Source organism: Phreatobacter sp. GW821-FHT04C01 (assembly GCF_059420385.1).
Genome location: NZ_JBWKTP010000004.1, coordinates 499,088 through 516,701, shown reverse-complemented (window position 1 = coordinate 516,701; position 17,614 = coordinate 499,088). Strand labels below are relative to the sequence as shown.

Annotated in this window: 15 protein-coding genes; 8 read left to right on the top strand and 7 right to left on the bottom strand. The window is 67.3% G+C overall.

The genetic code is table 11. The features are described 5' to 3' along the window. Window positions 1-96 precede the first annotated feature (96 nt). A complete protein-coding gene (locus tag AC07WJ_RS18290) occupies window positions 97-2,670 on the bottom strand; it encodes an autotransporter outer membrane beta-barrel domain-containing protein (RefSeq protein ID WP_494936046.1) in 2,574 nt (857 codons plus the stop codon). A 34-nt stretch (window positions 2,671-2,704) separates the two neighbouring features. On the opposite strand from AC07WJ_RS18290, the gene AC07WJ_RS18285 reads away from it, so the two are divergent. Then, window positions 2,705-2,869, top strand: a complete 165-nt coding sequence (locus tag AC07WJ_RS18285; RefSeq protein ID WP_494936045.1) for a hypothetical protein — start codon at window positions 2,705-2,707, stop codon at window positions 2,867-2,869. Between the two features lie 618 nt (window positions 2,870-3,487). Here the strand turns inward: AC07WJ_RS18285 and AC07WJ_RS18280 are convergent. The 3 genes from AC07WJ_RS18280 to recG all read right to left on the bottom strand — a co-directional run bounded on the left by AC07WJ_RS18280 (window position 3,488) and on the right by recG (window position 7,190). Then, entirely contained in the window at window positions 3,488-4,378 is an 891-nt protein-coding gene (locus AC07WJ_RS18280) for a PfkB family carbohydrate kinase (RefSeq protein WP_494936044.1), read from the bottom strand. After that, window positions 4,375-4,713: a YbaN family protein gene (locus tag AC07WJ_RS18275; protein ID WP_494936043.1), complete on the bottom strand. Its 339-nt coding sequence runs from the start codon at window positions 4,711-4,713 to the stop codon at window positions 4,375-4,377. The genes AC07WJ_RS18280 and AC07WJ_RS18275 overlap by 4 nt, the downstream gene beginning before the upstream one ends. 377 nt (window positions 4,714-5,090) lie before the next feature. Continuing rightward, window positions 5,091-7,190 carry an ATP-dependent DNA helicase RecG gene (gene recG / locus AC07WJ_RS18270; protein WP_494936042.1) on the bottom strand — a complete coding sequence of 700 codons (2,100 nt, stop codon included), beginning with the start codon at window positions 7,188-7,190 and terminating at the stop codon, window positions 5,091-5,093. Window positions 7,191-7,312: 122 nt separating this feature from the next. On the opposite strand from recG, the gene AC07WJ_RS18265 reads away from it, so the two are divergent. The 7 genes from AC07WJ_RS18265 (at window position 7,313) to AC07WJ_RS18235 (ending at window position 16,213) form a co-directional block, all read left to right on the top strand. Then, entirely contained in the window at window positions 7,313-7,612 is a 300-nt protein-coding gene (locus tag AC07WJ_RS18265; protein ID WP_494936041.1) for an FAD assembly factor SdhE, read from the top strand. Continuing rightward, entirely contained in the window at window positions 7,612-11,130 is a 3,519-nt protein-coding gene (mfd, locus tag AC07WJ_RS18260) for a transcription-repair coupling factor (RefSeq protein WP_494936040.1), read from the top strand. The genes AC07WJ_RS18265 and mfd overlap by 1 nt, the downstream gene beginning before the upstream one ends. Window position 11,131: 1 nt before the next feature. Then, window positions 11,132-11,719, top strand: a complete 588-nt coding sequence (locus AC07WJ_RS18255) for a dihydrofolate reductase family protein (protein WP_494936039.1) — start codon at window positions 11,132-11,134, stop codon at window positions 11,717-11,719. Between the two features lie 210 nt (window positions 11,720-11,929). Beyond that, the gene (gene clpS / locus AC07WJ_RS18250; protein ID WP_494936252.1) at window positions 11,930-12,265 is read left to right on the top strand and encodes an ATP-dependent Clp protease adapter ClpS; all 336 of its coding nucleotides are present in this window, start codon (window positions 11,930-11,932) and stop codon (window positions 12,263-12,265) included. 50 nt (window positions 12,266-12,315) lie between these two features. Further along, the gene (clpA, locus tag AC07WJ_RS18245) at window positions 12,316-14,796 is read left to right on the top strand and encodes an ATP-dependent Clp protease ATP-binding subunit ClpA (protein WP_494936038.1); all 2,481 of its coding nucleotides are present in this window, start codon (window positions 12,316-12,318) and stop codon (window positions 14,794-14,796) included. Window positions 14,797-15,122: 326 nt separating this feature from the next. Then, on the top strand, window positions 15,123-15,866 hold the full coding sequence (locus AC07WJ_RS18240; RefSeq protein WP_494936037.1) for an AzlC family ABC transporter permease: 744 nt from the start codon (window positions 15,123-15,125) through the stop codon (window positions 15,864-15,866). Beyond that, window positions 15,863-16,213, top strand: a complete 351-nt coding sequence (locus AC07WJ_RS18235) for an AzlD domain-containing protein (RefSeq protein ID WP_494936036.1) — start codon at window positions 15,863-15,865, stop codon at window positions 16,211-16,213. Before AC07WJ_RS18240 ends, AC07WJ_RS18235 begins: the two co-directional genes overlap by 4 nt. Window positions 16,214-16,224: 11 nt before the next feature. Here the strand turns inward: AC07WJ_RS18235 and AC07WJ_RS18230 are convergent, their stop codons facing one another. The 3 genes from AC07WJ_RS18230 to AC07WJ_RS18220 all read right to left on the bottom strand — a co-directional run bounded on the left by AC07WJ_RS18230 (window position 16,225) and on the right by AC07WJ_RS18220 (window position 17,485). Further along, window positions 16,225-16,656: an HIT family protein gene (locus tag AC07WJ_RS18230; protein WP_494936035.1), complete on the bottom strand. Its 432-nt coding sequence runs from the start codon at window positions 16,654-16,656 to the stop codon at window positions 16,225-16,227. A 77-nt stretch (window positions 16,657-16,733) separates the two neighbouring features. After that, entirely contained in the window at window positions 16,734-17,039 is a 306-nt protein-coding gene (locus AC07WJ_RS18225) for a hypothetical protein (RefSeq protein WP_494936034.1), read from the bottom strand. A 164-nt stretch (window positions 17,040-17,203) separates the two neighbouring features. Continuing rightward, complete coding sequence (locus AC07WJ_RS18220) at window positions 17,204-17,485, bottom strand: hypothetical protein (RefSeq protein ID WP_494936033.1); 282 nt, start codon at window positions 17,483-17,485, stop codon at window positions 17,204-17,206. Window positions 17,486-17,614 lie beyond the last annotated feature (129 nt).

The window sequence follows — 17,614 nt, the reverse complement described above, 5'->3', positions numbered from 1 at the left end:
GCGTCCTGGCCGTCTTGCTGGTATGCGTGCCGGTCAGCCGTGCGGCCAGCCAGATGACTTGCCGACGCGCCCCACAAGTGCCGGTCCGCCCCGGTCTCACCAGGCGTAGCGGAGCCCGGCATTCGCCCGGATCGCCTGGTGCCGCTCGCCGAACTCGCCCTCGATGGTCGAGGTCAGGCTGAGGCCATTGGCGAAGCGCAATTCGGCACCGACGGAGGCCAAGGCGGTGTGCATCGACGGCCGCGCGCCGAACACCGTGAAGCCGGAATTGGCCAGCGTCTGGAACGAGGCATCGAGCGAGCGCTCGGTATTGGCCTGGTAGGCCCAGGCCAGCCGGCCATGGGTGATGAGATCGGTGCCCTCGCCGATGCGCGCCTTGCCGTCGAGCCGGACGCCGAGTTCGGTGCGGGCGGTCGCCGTGTTCTTCGCGGCGAAGGTGAGCCCGAAGGCGCCGCCTGCCGGGCGCGAGGCCTCGCTGTAGCCCGGCGCGGAATAGCCGATGGCCTCGATGGCGGCATAGGGCGTCCAGCCGAAGCTGCCGAAGCCGGCAAGGGCCGCGCCGAAGCGCCAGCCGGCTTCGATCCGGGCGCCATAGGTCTGGGCGGTGACGCGCGAGGCATAGACCTCGGCGCCGGCGATATTGACGTCGCGCCGGATGTCGAAGCCGTTCCAGCCATAAGCTGCGGCCGCCGAGACATAACCGTCCCGGATGCGGGTCGAGCCGTAGAGGCCGATCTGGAACAGGTCGCCGGTGCCGCCGCCCCGGCCGTTGAGACCATAGGAGGTGCCGCCGCCGGCCAGCGCGAAGCCGACCAGGGTGTCGGGCGCGAGCCGGTAATCGGCGCCGGCCGCGACGCCGTAGAGGCCGCCGGAGGTGCGGGCCGAACCGGCCGCCGCGTCGGCATTGGTCCGGCTGGACTGGCCGAAGGCCTTGGTCCAGATCGACCAGGTCGCGGCGAGGCGAGATCCCGGTGTCGCCGGCCCCGGAGGATCGGCCATCTGCACCAGCGAGGGGCCGGCGCCCGCCGCGACGGCGCCGCGGCTGCCGGCGGTCGGATCGAGCATCAGGTTGAGGAACAGGCTCGCGGCACCGAAGGCCGCCTGCTGGGTGCCGGTGGCGGCCTCGCCCGAGAGTGCGCTGAGCCCGGCGGCGATCGCCGCCGGGGCAGCGGTATAGAGCGGGAACAGGGCCGAGACGCTGGCACCGCCGCTAACAGCCCGGTCGATGGCTTCGGCGACCTTGGCCGGGTTGCTGCCGGTGCCGGCCGGCAGCAGCGGCTGCAGCGCCTCGGGGGCGAAGCTGATCAGGACGGCATTCGCCGTATAGGTGACGGTCGGGCGCAGCGCCGGCGGCAGCGCCGATACCGAGGAGAAGGTGCCGCTGCGTCCCTGCACCGCCGACAGAAGGGTATAGTCCGTGCCGAACGTGACGCTGGGGCCGAGGCGGACCACGGAGAGGCTGCCGGCAAGGCTGGCCGTGCCCGAAACCGCGATCCGGTCGATGTCGGAGCTCGACGCCTCGATGACGGTGGTGCTGCCGGCTGCGAACGTGAGATTGCCGTTCACCGTCAGCGTGCCGATGGAATTGCCGGGTGCGAGCGTGCCGCCGGCATGAACTGTCGTGGTGCCGACCGTGCCGGTGCCGCCGAGCGTGCCGCCGTTATTGACCGCGAGGCTTGCCGCCGAGGTGAGATCACCGTTGACCGACAGGATGCCGCCATTGACCGTCACCGCTCCGGCATAGGTCGAGGTTCCCGCCAGCGTCCAGTTGGATGATCCCGTCTTGTCGAGCGTCGTCCAGCCGGTGCCGATCTGGCTCACATTGAAGGTGTTGCTGCCGGTGCCGGCGAAACGGAAAGTGTCGGAACCCGAACCGACCGCGCTGCCGGTCAGCGAGGCAGCCGATCCGCTCATGATGAACGTGTTGCTGCCGCCGGTGAGGCGCACGGCGGTCCCGGTCGACCCGGTAATGCTGCCGGCATTGGTCACCGTGGTGCCGCCATTGGTCGTCTGCACGCCGGTCTGGCCGATGATCGTGCCGTTGTTCGTAAGTGTGTTGGCGGTGCCGCCGGTGAGGTGCACGCCATAGATGCCCGTGCTCTGCACGGTCGCGCCGGAACCAACCGTGACAATGAGGTTACCCGTGCCGATCGTGCTGGCTGCGATGCCCTTGGCCGAGGCGCTGATATCGCCATTCGCCGTGACCGTGAGGTTGTTTGCGTTCGCCGCATAGTTGATCGCGGCATTGATGCCGTTCGCGGCGCCGGTGATCGTACCGCCGGCTGTGACGGTGACCGCCGCGCTCCCGGAGCGGGCCTGGATACCATCGCCGCCACCGATCATGGTGATCGCACTGCCCGCCGCTGTGGTGACGCCGACCAGGCCCCCGTTAGTCGCAATAATTCCGCCATTCGCCGCGAAGATCGTGCCGCCGGTCTGGGAGACGGCGATGTCGCCGAAGCCAGTCCCATTCGCCCAGATCCCTCGGTAAAGCCGCACGGCGGCGCTGCCCATATTGGCGTCTGATGTTATGGTGATGGCTCCGCCGGTCGCGGCGCTAATGCCATTGCTGTTACCAATGCCGCCGGCCGTGACCGTCGTGTTGCCGGTCAAAGTCGCGGTGATGCTCCCGCTGGTCGCCAGTTGCAGGCCGTTTCCAACGGCAGTCAAGGCGTTGAGGCTCCCGCCATTCAGGAAGACGGCGATGGGACCGTTGACGGCTGATGCGGATATCCCGCTACGACCGGTAAAAGTGCCCGAGACCGGCGCGCCGCTCGTCCCCACGGTGATGGCGCCGTTGCCGGCGGTGGCGATCCCGAGGCCTTCGCGGCTGCCCGAGGTGCTGACGGCGCTGCCATTGCCTGTATAGAAAACGTCGCCGCCATTCCCGACAAGGGTAAAGCCAAGGGAGCCCGTTACCGTGCCATGATTGGTGACGGAGAGGGGAGCAGACGCGGAGTATGCCTCGATGTAAAGGCCATAGTCACTGACGGTCGCGCCGCGATTGATCGTGGCGGTCACGCCCCCGGCATTGAACTCTTGGACAACAGTGGTCGACGACGGAGTAGCGCCATCGGTGTTGACGCCATTGGTCGTGACCGTTGTGTCGCAGACAATGACGTTGGGCCCGGTGCTGACCGCGCAAGCGGCGAGCGCGCTGCCGGGATGGCCGGCGATATAAGTGCCCGTCAAGGCAGTTGCCGCGAGAAGGGCCTGCCTGACCCTCGCCCGTGTTTGTCCCAATTGCTGCTGCACTGCGCACCCCGCCCGCCTGCCGCCCGAATCCCCAATGCGACATGAACGGGAGACACTAAGTCGAAATGCGCGGCAACCGCCAGTTGCTCTTCGTCGAAAAGGGCCGGCAATCCCACGCAAAATCGGGGATCTGCCGATTTGTCGCAGGCACGGCCAAGACGCAGCACATGGCTGTGCGATCGATTGGCAGAAGCGAGCGGATGGCGCGTCGCCTCATGGCCGCCCCCACGCGCTAGCCACCCCGCAGCAGCAAGTCGAGCTCGGCTCGCCGCGGCATGCCCTTGCGGCCGCCGAACTGCATGCATTTGAGCGCCGCCGCGCCATTGGCGAAGCGCACCGCCGATGCCAGCGGCTGCCGCTCGGCGAGCGCCACCGCCAGCGCGCCGTGCCAGGTATCGCCGGCGCCGAGCGTATCCGCCGCCTTGACCGGAAAGGCCGGCGCATGGACGACCTTGTCCCCCTCCATGAACCAGGCGCCGCGTGGCCCGTCGGTGACGATCAGGACATTGGCCGCGTCACGCGCTGCGTGGGCGAGCGCCGCCGGCAGGTCGTCGATGCCGGTGAGCTCGCGCAACGCCGTCTCGGAAAAACCGACATGGCTGGCGAGCGCCACCACCTCCGGCCGGGTCGGCCGCCGGTCGGCGTCGAGCACCGAGGGAATTCCGGCGGCGCGGGCCTGCGGCAGCACCGCGAAGGCCGCCTCGATCCAGCGTGTCTCGGCATAGATCGCATCGGCGCGGCGGCCGAGATCATCGGGGATCCAGCCGGTGTCGGAGGGAATGTCGGGATCGGAATAGCTCACCACCATCCGTTCGCCCGATGGATCGACCATCACGGCGGAGACCGGCGAGCGATACCCGGGACACTCCCGGACGAGCGAACAGTCGATGCCTTCGGCGATCAGTTCGTCACGCATGGTCCTGGCCGGGGGATCGTCGCCGAGCCGGGCGATCAGGCTGACCTCGGCGCCGAGCCGCGCGCAGGCGGTCGCGGCATTGCCGGCCAGCCCGCCGCCCGAGGTCGTCATGTGGCGCGAGCGATATTTCACCGCCGCCACCGGCATGGCGTCGAGCTGATAGATGAAATCGAGGGTGGTGATGCCGGCGCAGATGATCCGGGTCATGAATTCGGTCTCGTCCCGACATAAAGGGCGGAGCCTGCCAGGCACAAGCCCGAGGCGGCAATGGCGATCGGCGGCGCGGTCAGCCAGACGATGGCCCAGGACAGCGCCATGGAGCCGATCGCCACCGCCTTGATGCGGGGCGCGATCGTCCCCGTCGCGCGCCATTTCACCACTTGCGGGCCGAGTTTCGGATGGGTCACCAGCCAATGCTCGAAACGCGGCGAAGAGCGGGCGAACAGCCAGGCGGCGATGATCAGGAAGACCGTGCCGGGAATGCCGGGCAGGATCACCCCGACAATGCCGATGGCCACGCACACCCAACCGGCTGCGATCATCAGATATTTCAAGGACCGGCTCATCGAGAATTAGTCTCGCCGCACAATGGTTATGGCAGGTTGATTGCCGCTGGCAGTTGAATGCGTGGATGCCCGGGACGAGCCCGGGCAAGACGATGTGTTGACGTCATGGTGTGCTGGGTGACGGCGCGGATCCCGTGGTCGGTCGACCCAGCGCCCGCCGCTCGAAGAGCAATTCTCGTCTTGGCCGGGCTTGTCCCGGCCATCCACGAATTGCCTTGGCCCGGAGATAAGACGTGGATGCCCGGGACGAGCCCGGGCAAGACGAGGTGGTGCCAGCATGAGAACGTCGGGCCAAGCCGCCATGGCTCCACTCTCTCCGTCAGCGCTGCGCCGATCCGGCCCAAAACGCATGATCAGCCCGCCTTGACCAGTCGGATCGCCTCGTCGCGGCCGAACAGATAGAGCAGGTCGCGCAAGGCGTCGCCGCGCTCGCCGGACAGTTTCGGGTCGGTCTCGATCACCAGCTTGGCGTCGTTGCGGGCGGTTTCCAGCAACCCGCCATGATGTTCGAGCCGGGCCAGCCGGAAGCCCGGCATGCCCGACTGTTTGGTGCCGAGCACGTCGCCTTCGCCGCGCAGCTTCAGGTCTTCCTCGGCGATGCGGAAGCCGTCCTCGGTCTCGCGCATGATGTCGAGCCGCTTGCGGGCGACCTCGCCGAGCGGCCCCTTATAGAGCAGGATGCACGTGGAGGCCGTTTCGCCACGGCCGATCCGGCCACGCAGTTGGTGAAGCTGGGCCAGTCCGAAGCGCTCGGCATGGTCGATCACCATGATCGAGGCTGCGGGCACATCGACACCCACCTCGATCACCGTGGTGGCGATCAGCAGCTGGCTGTCGCCGCGCTGGAAACGCAGCATGGCGGCATCCTTGTCGGCGCCCTTCATCTGGCCGTGGATCAGGTCGACCTTGGCGCCGAAGCGCTGGCCGAGCGCCGAGAAGCGCTCCTCCGCTGCCGCGAGATCTGTCTCCTCGCTTTCGGCGACCAGCGGGCAGACCCAATAGGCTTGCCGCCCGGCCTCCAGCGCCCGGCCGATGCCGTCGACCACCTCGACGAGGCGGTCGAGCGCGATGATGCGGGTGTCGACCGGTTTGCGTCCCGCCGGCTTTTCGGTGAGCTGGGACGAATCCATGTCGCCGAAATAGGTCAGCACCAGGGTGCGCGGGATCGGTGTCGCGGTCATCACCAGGAGGTCGACGGCCTCGCCCTTGGCGGCCAATGCCAGGCGTTGATGCACGCCGAAGCGATGCTGCTCGTCGATCACCGCCAGGCCGAGGTCGTGAAAGCGCACGCTCTCCTGGAACAGCGCATGGGTGCCGACCACGATCGAGATCTCCCCGGATTCGAGCCGTGCCAGGACGCGTTCGCGTTCCCGGCCCTTCTCGCGGCCGGTCAGGACGGCGATCTCGAGGCCAGACGGGCCGGCGAGCGCGGTCAGCGTCTTGGCATGCTGGCGGGCCAGGATTTCGGTCGGCGCCATCAAGGCCGATTGCCGGCCGACCTCGGCCGCCGCGGCGCAGGCCATCAGCGCCACCACCGTCTTGCCCGAACCGACATCACCCTGGAGCAGGCGCAGCATGCGGGTTTCCGCCGACATATCGGCGGCGATCTCGGTGATCGCGCGCTGCTGCGAGCCGGTCAATGCGAAGGGCAGGCCGGCTTCCAGGCGCGCCCGGATCGAACCGTCGCCGACATTGCGCCGTCCGGCCGGCCGGCGCAGATTGGCGCGAACCAGGCCGAGCGCCAGCTGATTGGCGAGCAATTCGTCATAGGCGAGCCTGGACCATGCTGGCCCCTCGGGCGCGAAATCCTCCGGCTCGCGGGGCGCATGAACCGTGCGCAGGGCCGTGCCGAAATCTGGCCAGGCGCGCCGGTCGAGCAAATGCCGGTCCTGCCATTCCGGCAGGTTCGGCAGCTTGGCCAGCGCCGCGTCGCCCGCGCGCCGGATCAGCGCCGAGCCGAGCCCCTCGGTCATCGGATAGACCGGCTCGATCAGCGGCATGGTGGCGAATTGCTCCGCCGTCACCACCCGGTCGGGATGGACCATCTGGCGCATGCCGTCGAACAGCTCGATGGTGCCGGAGACGATGCGGGTCTCGCCGACCGGGCAGAGCTCTTCGATGCGGGAACGATGGGCGTGGAACCAGACCAGCGTCAGGTCGCCGGTATGGTCGGAGCACTGGACCCGATAGGGCGCGCGGGACTTTCCCGCCGGGGCAGGGCGGTGGCGGTCGATGGTCACCTCGACCGTGACGATCTGCCCGGCCTGGGCCTCGGCAAGCGTCGGCCGGGCCCGCCGGTCGATCACGCCAGAGGGCAGGTGAAACAGGAGATCGGCGACGCGAGGCGGGCCTTCCGTGCCCAAAAGCCGCTTGAACAGCGCTTCGAGCTTGGGGCCGACGCCTTTCAGCGTGCCGATGGGGGCAAAGAGTGGGTCGAGTCGCGCGGGACGCATGGCGGCAATGTATAGCGGCTTTCCCGCGCTGACAGCGCCCCCGCGCTTTGCTAGGACAGCGGCCGAACCGGGCGGCGCAGACAGCGTCCCCGGCTTTCGCCGTTTTGCTTCGGAGCCCGCCCATGACCGGAACCACCCGTTCCAGCGCCGATCTCGATCCGCGTCGCCGCAAGATCCTGTTCCGGTCGTGGCATCGCGGCACCCGCGAGATGGACCTGATCATGGGCCGCTATGCCGATGCCTATATTGGCGAGCTGAGCGAAGCCGAGCTGGACGACTGGGAGCGGCTGATCGAGGTGCCTGACCGCGACCTGTTCGCCTGGGTCACCGACAAGGCCGAGACGCCGGCCAATTACGACACGGCGGTGTTCCGCTCGCTCAAGACATTCCATTCCGAAGGCAAGGGAGCCTGGCGCGGCTGATGGCCAAACGATCCCCCGCTGACGTCGTCGCCTCGCGCGGCCGCCTGACCCTCGCCGGCGTGCCGCAGGGCTTCGACGCGCTCGTCATCGCCGACCTGGCGCGGCAGCTGCACGCCAAGGGCAACCAGGCCTCGCCCGAATTGCTGGTGGTCTGCCGCGACGGCCCGCGCATGCAGGCGCTGGAGACGGCGCTCGGCTTTTTCGCGCCGGGCATCGAAATCCTGACGCTGCCGGCCTGGGATTGCCAGCCCTATGACCGCGCCTCGCCCAATGCGTCGATCATGGCGCGGCGCATGCTGACGCTGTCCAGGCTCGCCCGCATCACCGGACGGGCGACGCCGGCGATCGTGCTGACCACCATCAATGCCGCCTTGCAGCGCCTGCCGGCCAAGGGCCTGCTGGCGGCGCAATCGCTGTCGGCGGCGCCCGGCAATGTGCTGTCCATGGCCAACCTGTCGGCCTGGCTCGAGAACAACGGCTATCTGCGCACCTCGACGGTGCGCGAGGTCGGCGAATATGCCGTGCGTGGCGGCATTCTCGATCTCTACCCGCCCGGTCTCGACGCGCCGATCCGGCTCGATTTCTTCGGCGACACCCTGGAATCGATCCGTGCCTTCGATCCCGAGAGCCAGCGCACCACCGGCCAGCTGAAGCGCCTCGACCTGGTGCCGACCTCGGAGGTGCAGATCACCACCGAGACCATGGTGAAGTTCCGGCTCGCCTATGTCCGCGCCTTCGGCGGCTCGACCAAGGGCGACGCGCTCTACGAAGCCGTGTCCGAAGGGCGCCGCCATCCCGGCGTCGAACATTGGCTGCCGCTGTTCCATGACCGGCTCGACACGATCTTCGACTATTTGCCCGGCAGCGGCGTCGTGCTCGACGCCCTGGTCGAAGAGGCCGCCAAGGAGCGGCTGACCACGGTCGCCGACTATTACGATGCCCGCAAGACCGCACTCGACCACAATGCCGGCGGCGTCACCTACAAGCCGCTGCCGCCCGACCAGCTCTACCTGACGCAGGAGGACTGGGACCGCCGCCGTGGCGGCGAGGCGGTGGTCAAGCTGTCGCCCTTTGCGCTCGCCGGCGCTTCCGACGGCGCCATGATCGATCTGGAAGGCCGGCGCGGCCATTCCTTCGCCGCCGAGCGCGCCGACGAAACCGCCAATGTCTTCGATGCCGTGGTCGCCCATGTCGCGGCGCTCCGGAAGGATGGCAAGCGCATCGTCGTGGCCGCCTGGTCGGAGGGCTCGCGCGACCGCCTGCTGCAGATCCTCGGCGACCACAATCTGCGCGCGGCCCGGCCCGTCGCCAGCTGGGGCGCCGCCCAGGCGCTGCGCGGCGACGAGATCGCGCTCGCCGTGCTCGGCCTGGAGGAGGGCTTCGAGACCCCCGATCTCGCCGTCATCGGCGAGCAGGACATTCTCGGCGACCGGCTGGTGCGTGCGCAGAAGAAGCGCAAGCGCGCCCAGGACTTCATTGCCGAGGCGACCAGCCTGTCGGCCGGCGACCTCGTCGTTCACGTCGACCACGGCATCGGCCGGTTCATCGGCCTGCGCACGGTGACCGCCGTCGGCGCGCCGCATGACTGCGTCGAGATCCACTATGCCGGCGGCGACAAGCTGTTCCTGCCGGTCGAGAACATCGAGCTTCTGTCGCGCTACGGCTCCGAGGATGCCGAGGCCCAGCTCGACAAGCTCGGCGGCGGCGCCTGGCAGGCGCGCAAGGCCCGGCTGAAGAAGCGCATCCTGGAAATGGCCGGCGAACTGATCAAGATCGCCGCCGCGCGCGCCTTGCGCGAAGCGCCGAAGCTGATCGCGCCCGACGGCGCCTATGACGAATTCGCCGCCCGCTTCCCCTATGACGAAACCGAGGACCAGGCCGGCGCCATCGATGCCGTGCTGGAAGATCTCGGCTCCGGCCGGCCGATGGACCGGCTGGTCTGCGGCGATGTCGGCTTCGGCAAGACCGAGGTGGCGCTGCGCGCCGCCTTCGCCTCCGTCATGAACGGCAAGCAGGTCGCCGTCGTGGTGCCCACCACGCTCCTGGCGCGCCAGCATTTCAAGACCTTCTCCGAGCGCTTCAAGGGCCTGCCGATCAATGTCGCCCAGGCCTCGCGCATGGTCGGCTCGGTCGAGCTCGCCGCCGCCAAGAAGGGTCTGACCGACGGCACCGTCGATATCGTCGTCGGCACCCATGCCTTGCTCGGCAAGGCCATCGCCTTCAAGGATCTCGGCCTCGTCATCGTCGACGAGGAGCAGCATTTCGGCGTCGGCCACAAGGAGCGGCTGAAGCAGCTGCGCGCCGAGGTTCACGTGCTGACCCTCACGGCCACGCCGATCCCGCGCACCCTGCAGCTCGCCATGACCGGCGTGCGCGACCTGTCGATCATCGCGACCCCGCCGGTCGACCGCCTGGCGGTGCGCTCCTTCGTGACGCCGTTCGACGCCCTGATCGTCCGCGAAGCCCTGCTGCGCGAGCGCTATCGGGGCGGCCAGGCCTTCTTCGTCTGCCCGCGCATCGAGGATCTCGGCGAGGTCGAGGCCTTCCTGCGCGAGCACGTGCCGGAGGCGAAATTCATCGTCGCCCACGGCCAGATGGCGGCCAGCGAGCTCGAGGATCGCATCGGCGCCTTCTACGAGGGCAAGGTCGACATCCTGGTGTCGACCACCATTGTCGAATCCGGGCTCGACATCCCCACCGCCAACACCCTGATCATCTGGCGCGCCGACATGTTCGGCCTCGCCCAGCTCTACCAGCTGCGCGGCCGGGTCGGCCGGTCGAAGACGCGCGCCTATGCGCTGTTCACCTTGCCGGAAAGCAAGCCGATCACGCCGCAGGCCGAGCGTCGCCTGAAGGTGCTGCAGTCGCTCGACACGCTCGGCGCCGGCTTCCAGCTCGCCTCGCACGATCTCGACATCCGCGGCGCCGGCAATCTGCTCGGCGACGACCAGTCGGGCCATATCAAGGAGGTCGGCTACGAGCTCTACCAGCAGATGCTGGAAGAGGCGGTGGCGATGATGAAGGCCGGCGGCGTCGACGAGACGGTCGAGGACAAGTGGTCGCCGCAGATCACGGTGGGAACGCCGATCCTGATCCCCGACCACTATGTCGAGGACCTCAGCCTGCGCCTGTCGCTCTATCGGCGCCTGGGCGACCTGGAGACCGACCAGGAGATCGACGCCTTCGCCGCCGAGATGATCGATCGCTTCGGGCCCTTGCCCGACGAGGTCCAGCATCTGGTCAAGGTGGCGGTGGTCAAGGCGCTGTGCCGGAGAGCCAATGTCGACAAGGTCGACGCCGGCCCACGCGGCATCGTGCTGTCGTTCCGCGACCAGAAATTCGCCAATCCGGCGGGGCTGGTGCGCTATATCGGCGAGCAGGGCTCGCTCGCCAAGGTCCGGCCGGACCAGAAGATCGTCTTCATCCGCGATTGGCCGAAGCCGGACGACCGGCTGCGCGGCGCGGCGGTGATCCTGCGCAACCTGGTGAAGATCGCCGAAACCAGGAAGGCGGCCTGACATGACACCGGCGCCGGCCACGATCGTGATCGAGGGCCACGCCATCGTCTCGGCCGACGGCATGATCGCCGAGGCAGACGGATCGATGCCGAAGCGGCTGATGAACGACGCCGACTGGCGCCTGTTCCAGGCCGCTCTCGACCGGGCCGAACTGGTGGTGCTCGGGCGCCTCGGCCACCTGCGGCATCCCAATCCGGGACGCCGGCGGCTGGTCCTGACCCGCTCGGTGACCGGCCTCGTCGTCGATCCCGCCGACCGTTGCGCGCATTTCTGGAACCCGGAGCACGTGACTTTTAATCATGTGCTCGACCTCCTGGGGATGACCGGCGGCACCGTCGCGGTCACTGGTGGCACCGGCGTGTTCGATCACTTCCTTGGCATCGGTTATGCGAGGTTCGTGCTGTCGACGGCCCCCCGCGTGATCATTCCCCAGGGCCGGCCTTGCTTTGCTTCCGGCCCGCCCCAGATCATCCTGACCGGCCACGGCCTGCATGTTTCGGCCGAGACCCTGATCGACCCGCAAGCGGATGTAACGATGGCGATCTGGCAACGTGACCTCGTCAGGCCTGCGACCTCATCGACACCCTAGCGGCCCGCCTGTCGCATCCCTATTATTACCCATACGCTTCCGCATAGTCTCGGGTCGGCATACCGGCATGATTCTGGCATCCGTTCCACCGACTGGATAATCTCGGGCGTCTCGGTCCGCCGAAACGCAAGCTCCACCATGACGAATGATGCAGTGCTGATCCACACTGGCTTTCCCTTCCGGCCCGCGCACGCAGACCCTGCGAGCGCCATGGCCGGCAAACGCGACGAGCGCGACCAGGACCCGGGCGGACCGGGGACTTCGGTCATCGCGAAGACGCGCCCGCAGACCAAGCGGCCGAGCCTCTATCGGGTGCTGCTGCTGAACGACGACTACACGCCGATGGAGTTCGTGGTGCATGTGCTGCAGAAATTCTTCAACAAGAGCGGCGACGATGCCACCCGCATCATGTTGCACGTTCACCAGCACGGGGTCGGCGAGTGCGGCGTCTTTACCTATGAGGTCGCAGAGACCAAGGTGACCCAGGTGATGGATTTCGCACGCAAGCATCAGCATCCGCTGCAATGCGTGATGGAGAAAAAGTAGGTCTGTTTCGCGTGGCGCACGTCGACGCATTGAATTTTTAAGAGGTTCCCTTGCCCTCATTTTCACGCAGTCTCGAACAATCACTTCATCGGGCACTGGCGCTCGCCAACGAGCGTCGGCACGAATACGCAACGCTTGAGCACCTGCTGCTGGCTCTGGTCGAGGACCAGGACGCGGCGGCTGTGATGAAGGCCTGCAGCGTCGATCTCGACAAGCTGAAGAAGAGCCTGCTCGGTTACATCGATACCGAACTGGAAAACCTGATCACCGACGGGTCCGAGGATTCCAAGCCCACCGCCGGCTTCCAGCGGGTCATCCAGCGTGCGGTCATCCACGTCCAGTCGTCGGGCCGCGAAGAGGTCACCGGCGCCAATGTGCTGGTCGCGATCTTCGCCGAGCGCGAGAGCCACGCCGCCTATTTCCTGCAGGAGCAGGACATGACCCGTTACGACGCGGTCAACTACATCTCGCACGGCATCGCCAAGCGCGCCGGCCTCGCCGAGCCGCGCCTGCCCAAGGGCACCGACGAGCCGGAGGAGGCTAAGGACAAGTCGCCGGACGACAAGAAGAAGGGCGATGCGCTCGATACCTATTGCGTCAACCTGAACAAGAAGGCGCGCGAGGGCCGGATCGATCCGCTGATCGGCCGTGACACCGAGATCAACCGCACCATCCAGGTGCTGTGCCGGCGCCAGAAGAACAACCCGCTGTTCGTCGGTGATCCCGGCGTCGGCAAGACCGCCATTGCCGAGGGCCTGGCCAAGCGTATCGTCGAGAACGACGTGCCCGACGTGCTGCGCGACGCCACCGTGTTCTCGCTCGACATGGGCACGCTGCTCGCCGGCACGCGTTATCGCGGCGATTTCGAAGAGCGGCTGAAGCAGGTCATCAAGGAGGTGGAGGCCCACCCCAAGGCGATCATGTTCATCGACGAGATCCACACGGTGATCGGCGCCGGCGCCACCTCGGGCGGAGCCATGGACGCGTCCAACCTTTTGAAGCCGGCGCTCGCCCAGGGCACGCTGCGCTGCATGGGCTCGACCACCTACAAGGAATATCGCCAATATTTCGAGAAGGACCGGGCGCTGGTCCGGCGCTTCCAGAAGATCGACGTCAACGAGCCGTCCGTGCCCGACACGATCGAGATCCTGAAGGGCCTGAAGACTGCCTTCGAGACCTATCATCGGCTGCGCTACACCAACGAGGCGATCAAGGCCGCGGTGGAGCTCTCCGCGCGCTACATCCATGACCGCAAGCTGCCGGACAAGGCGATCGACGTGATCGACGAATCCGGCGCGGCCCAGATGCTGGTGCCCGAGGCGAAGCGCAAGAAGGTCATCGGCATCAAGGAGATCGAGGCGACCATCGCCACCATGGCGCGGATCCCGCCCAAGACCGTCTCCAAGGACGACGCCGAGATCCTGCGCAATATCGAGAACACGCTGAAGCGCGTGGTCTACGGCCAGGACAAGGCGATCGAAGCCTTGTCGGCCTCGATCAAGCTCGCCCGCGCCGGCCTGCGCGAACCGGAAAAGCCGATCGGCAATTACCTGTTCTCCGGCCCGACGGGCGTCGGCAAGACCGAAGTCGCCAAGCAGCTCGCCTCCGTCCTCGGCGTGCAGCTGCTGCGCTTCGACATGTCGGAATATATGGAGCGCCACACCGTCTCGCGGCTGATCGGCGCGCCTCCCGGTTATGTCGGCTTCGACCAGGGCGGCCTGCTCACCGATGGCGTCGACCAGAATCCCTATTGCGTGCTGCTGCTCGACGAGATCGAGAAGGCGCATCCGGATCTGTTCAACATCCTGCTGCAGATCATGGATCACGGCAAACTGACCGACCACAACGGCAAATCGGTCGATTTCCGCAATGTCATCCTGATCATGACCACCAATGCCGGCGCCGCCGACCTCGCCAAGCCGGCGATCGGCTTCACCCGGACCAAGCGGACCGGCGACGACAGCGAGGCGATCAACCGCCTGTTCGCGCCGGAATTCCGCAACCGCCTGGACGCCGTCATCGCCTTCGGACACCTGTCGTCCGAGGTGATCGGCAATGTCGTCGAGAAGTTCGTCATGCAGCTCGAGGCCCAGCTCGCCGATCGTCAGGTGACGATCGAGCTGTCGCCCGACGCCAAGGAATGGCTGATCGAACGCGGTTATGACGAGCAGATGGGCGCCCGACCGATGGCCCGGGTCATCCAGGAATATATCAAGAAGCCGCTGGCCGAATATCTGCTGTTCGGACGGCTGAAGAACGGCGGTCACGTCCGTGTGGTCGTCGAGAAGGACGAGGAGGGCTTCCCGGTCCTCGGCTTCGACTATCCGCAGGGACCGGTGACGCCGAAGCCGGAGCCGGTAGCGCCCGATATCACCGCCATTGTCAAGCGGGCGAGCGCCGCCAAGCGCACCGGCGCCAAGGCGGCACCGAAGCGCAAGCCGAAAGGCGGTGGCTCGGGCGGCGTGACGGTTCCGGTCGAGCCCAAGCGGCCGTCCGGCTCGGTGCCGAAAGTGCCGCTCAAGACCGAATGAGCCGCCGGCGCGACAGCCGGTGACGAAACCGAAACCCCGGCCACCAGGCCGGGGTTTTGCTTTTGAAGGGAGTTTGTGGCGCCGTATCCGGCCAGGCCAATGGCACCAGGCCGAACGCCTGTCTGCACATGCTCTGCGTCATCCCAAGGCAAAGCAATTGCTTTGCCTTGGGATGACGTCGTGGAATCGGGGCAGGCGGCGGATCCTCCCTGCGCGCTTCCATTGGCACCAACCCTGGTCCCCACGCGGCGACATGGCCTGCATGAACCGCATGCGTTGCGCGCTCTTGCGCTCACGGCGCCCGTCACCGATTTTGCCCCGACCTCATGACAACCGCCGCCCCCCATTTCGTTCCGATCACGCCTGCCGGCTGGTACCGCAGGGGTCTCAGGCAATCGGCGGCGCTGCCGGCGGTGATCCTGGCGGCGACCTTCATCGGCATCGGCTCGGTCTGCGCCGACTTCGGCATGCCGCTCGCCTGGGCCATGCTGGCGACGCTGCTGATCTGGGCCGGCCCGGCCCATCTCATCCTGGTCAACGGCCTCGGCACCGGCGGCACGTGGCTGGCGGTGGGGCTGACCGTCGGGCTCTCCTCGGTGCGGCTTCTGCCCATGGTCGTCTCGCTGCTGCCTTATCTGCGTGCGGGCAAGCAGCGGCATCCCCTGACCATGATGCTCTGCGCCCACATGGTCGCCATCTCGCTCTGGGTCGAAGGCCTCAGGCTGCTGCCCGGCATCGACGCCGAGGGCAGGGTGCCTTTCTTCCTTGGGCTGGCGACCGGCTTGCTGACCTCGGCGACCCTCGCCACCGCCGCCGGCTACGGCCTCGCCGGCATCATTCCCCATGCCTTCGCCGCGGCCCTGCTGTTCCTGACGCCGATCTTCTTCCTGCTGTCGCTGTTCACGACATCGCGGGTGCTGTCCGATCAGCTGGCCATCGGCATCGGCTTCTTCGGGCTGCCGCTGGCCGCCTTTGCCGGCGACGGACTGGAACTGCTGTGGGCCGGCCTCGGCGGCGGGACGCTGGCCTATGGCCTGGCGCGCCTGCGCCGGTCGAGGACCACGGCATGACGCTGATCGGCAGCGATCTCACGCCTTACCTGGCACTGATCCTCGCCGGCTTCCTGCCGAGCGAGATCTGGCGCTGGCTCGGCCTGGTCGTCGGCCGCGGCCTGAGTGAAGGCTCGGAACTGCTGCTGTGGGTTCGCGCGGTCGCCACCGCGACGCTTGCCGCGGTCGTCGCCAAGCTCGCCTTTTTCCCCGCGGGCGTTCTTGCCGGCCTGCCGCTGTCGTGGCGGGCCGGCGCCATGATCGCCGGCGTCGCGGTCTATTGGATCTCCCGCCGCTCGGTGCTTCTGGGCGTTGCGACGGCGGAAGCGATCATTGTCGCTTCCGCCTATTGGCTAGGCCTGAAATAGGCCCCCCGCGCTCAGGCGCTTTCGAAGCCGGCGCGGATGCGCGCGGCATGTTCCGCCAGCACTTCGGGCTTTGCCATGGTGCCGGGCGGGCGCAGCGCGACGCCTTCCCAGCGCGGCAGGACGTGGACATGGATGTGGAAGACCACCTGTCCGCCGGAGCTTTCGTTGAACTGCTGAATGGTCAGGCCGTCGGCCGCCATGCCTGCCTTGACCGCCTTGGCGACCACTTGCGCGCCCTTGGCCAGTTCGGCCAGGTCGTCGGGCCGAATGTCCAGGAGATTGCGTGCCGGCGTCTTCGGAATCACCAGGACATGCCCGTCGGCGCGCGGCATGATGTCCATGAAGGCCAGGACCTTGTCGGTCTCGAAGACCTTCTCGGCGGGCAGTTCGCCGCGCAGGATCCTGGCGAAGATATTGTTCGGATCATAGGCTGATGTCGACATGGAAACACCCTCGCGCTTGATGCAGCGAGGGTGTCGCAGTCTGCTGCCGCGTCGTCAAGCGACCGGCGGGGTGGGCGTCACCAGACGCGGACCCAGCGGCACACGCGGCCGTAACCGGTCCAGACGCAGCGGCGCGCCATGCGCGGCCGAACCACATAGACCGGCCGGCGGTAATAATAGCGCCGACGGTAATAATACTGCATTTCCTGCGGCTCGGCGGTCGCGGCCGCGAGGCCTTCGCGCAAGCCGGCGACCGTGCGCGGCGTATCGATGGCGGGCTGGGTCAGGGCAGCCGAAACCGGGGCTGCTTCCGCCTGAGTCGTGGCCGCTGCCGCGGCGACGCCGCCGGCAAAGACAGCCAGGAACGAACGACGATCGAGCATGTGGGCGTCTCCAGAATGGGATGTTGGCAAAAAAAATCCGTGACCAGCGCATGCTACGGAATCCGCGCGCGCCGACATCGGTAGATTCCCCATATATGCCTGGAAATGACCGGATATGGTTGCCGGCGCCCGCCCGAGGTGGCGCCGGCCGATGGCGAAAACCCTTACCAGTAGTAGCGGCGGCGCCAGTAGCGGCGGCGCACATAGTAGCGGCGGCGCACCACCCAATAGCGGCGACGATAATAGTACTGCATTTCGCGCGGTTCGCCGGCGGCGGGCGCGGCGCGCTCGGGAGAGCCGGTGGCAGCGACGGTCAGATCGGGAGCGGTTCCGGCCGGGACCGGCGGAGCGCCATGGGCCTGTGCCTGACCAGCCTCTGCCTGGCCGGCTGCGGCAATCGCGATGCCTCCGGCCAGAAGTGCCATGAATGAACGGCGATGCAGCATGGATAGGTCTCCAGAATGAGAGAAAGGGGCACTTCCGCTATGCGATCGACGCTACGGAATGCCCAAGAGCTAACACTCGTGTATTTCCCGTCTGTGTCGGGAAATACCCTGGAAAAGTTGCCGGCGTCC

Bases quoted from the DNA above. Each gene is read 5' to 3' on its own strand.
- AC07WJ_RS18285 (WP_494936045.1), top strand. From the start codon at position 2,705: ATGGGACCGTTGACGGCTGATGCGGATATCCCGCTACGACCGGTAAAA.
- AC07WJ_RS18280 (WP_494936044.1), bottom strand. From the start codon at position 4,378: ATGACCCGGATCATCTGCGCCGGCATCACCACCCTCGATTTCATCTAT.
- AC07WJ_RS18275 (WP_494936043.1), bottom strand. From the start codon at position 4,713: ATGATCGCAGCCGGTTGGGTGTGCGTGGCCATCGGCATTGTCGGGGTG.
- recG (WP_494936042.1), bottom strand. From the start codon at position 7,190: ATGCGTCCCGCGCGACTCGACCCACTCTTTGCCCCCATCGGCACGCTG.
- AC07WJ_RS18265 (WP_494936041.1), top strand. From the start codon at position 7,313: ATGACCGGAACCACCCGTTCCAGCGCCGATCTCGATCCGCGTCGCCGC.
- mfd (WP_494936040.1), top strand. From the start codon at position 7,612: ATGGCCAAACGATCCCCCGCTGACGTCGTCGCCTCGCGCGGCCGCCTG.
- AC07WJ_RS18255 (WP_494936039.1), top strand. From the start codon at position 11,132: ATGACACCGGCGCCGGCCACGATCGTGATCGAGGGCCACGCCATCGTC.
- clpS (WP_494936252.1), top strand. From the start codon at position 11,930: ATGGCCGGCAAACGCGACGAGCGCGACCAGGACCCGGGCGGACCGGGG.
- AC07WJ_RS18240 (WP_494936037.1), top strand. From the start codon at position 15,123: ATGACAACCGCCGCCCCCCATTTCGTTCCGATCACGCCTGCCGGCTGG.
- AC07WJ_RS18235 (WP_494936036.1), top strand. From the start codon at position 15,863: ATGACGCTGATCGGCAGCGATCTCACGCCTTACCTGGCACTGATCCTC.
- AC07WJ_RS18230 (WP_494936035.1), bottom strand. From the start codon at position 16,656: ATGTCGACATCAGCCTATGATCCGAACAATATCTTCGCCAGGATCCTG.
- AC07WJ_RS18225 (WP_494936034.1), bottom strand. From the start codon at position 17,039: ATGCTCGATCGTCGTTCGTTCCTGGCTGTCTTTGCCGGCGGCGTCGCC.
- AC07WJ_RS18220 (WP_494936033.1), bottom strand. From the start codon at position 17,485: ATGCTGCATCGCCGTTCATTCATGGCACTTCTGGCCGGAGGCATCGCG.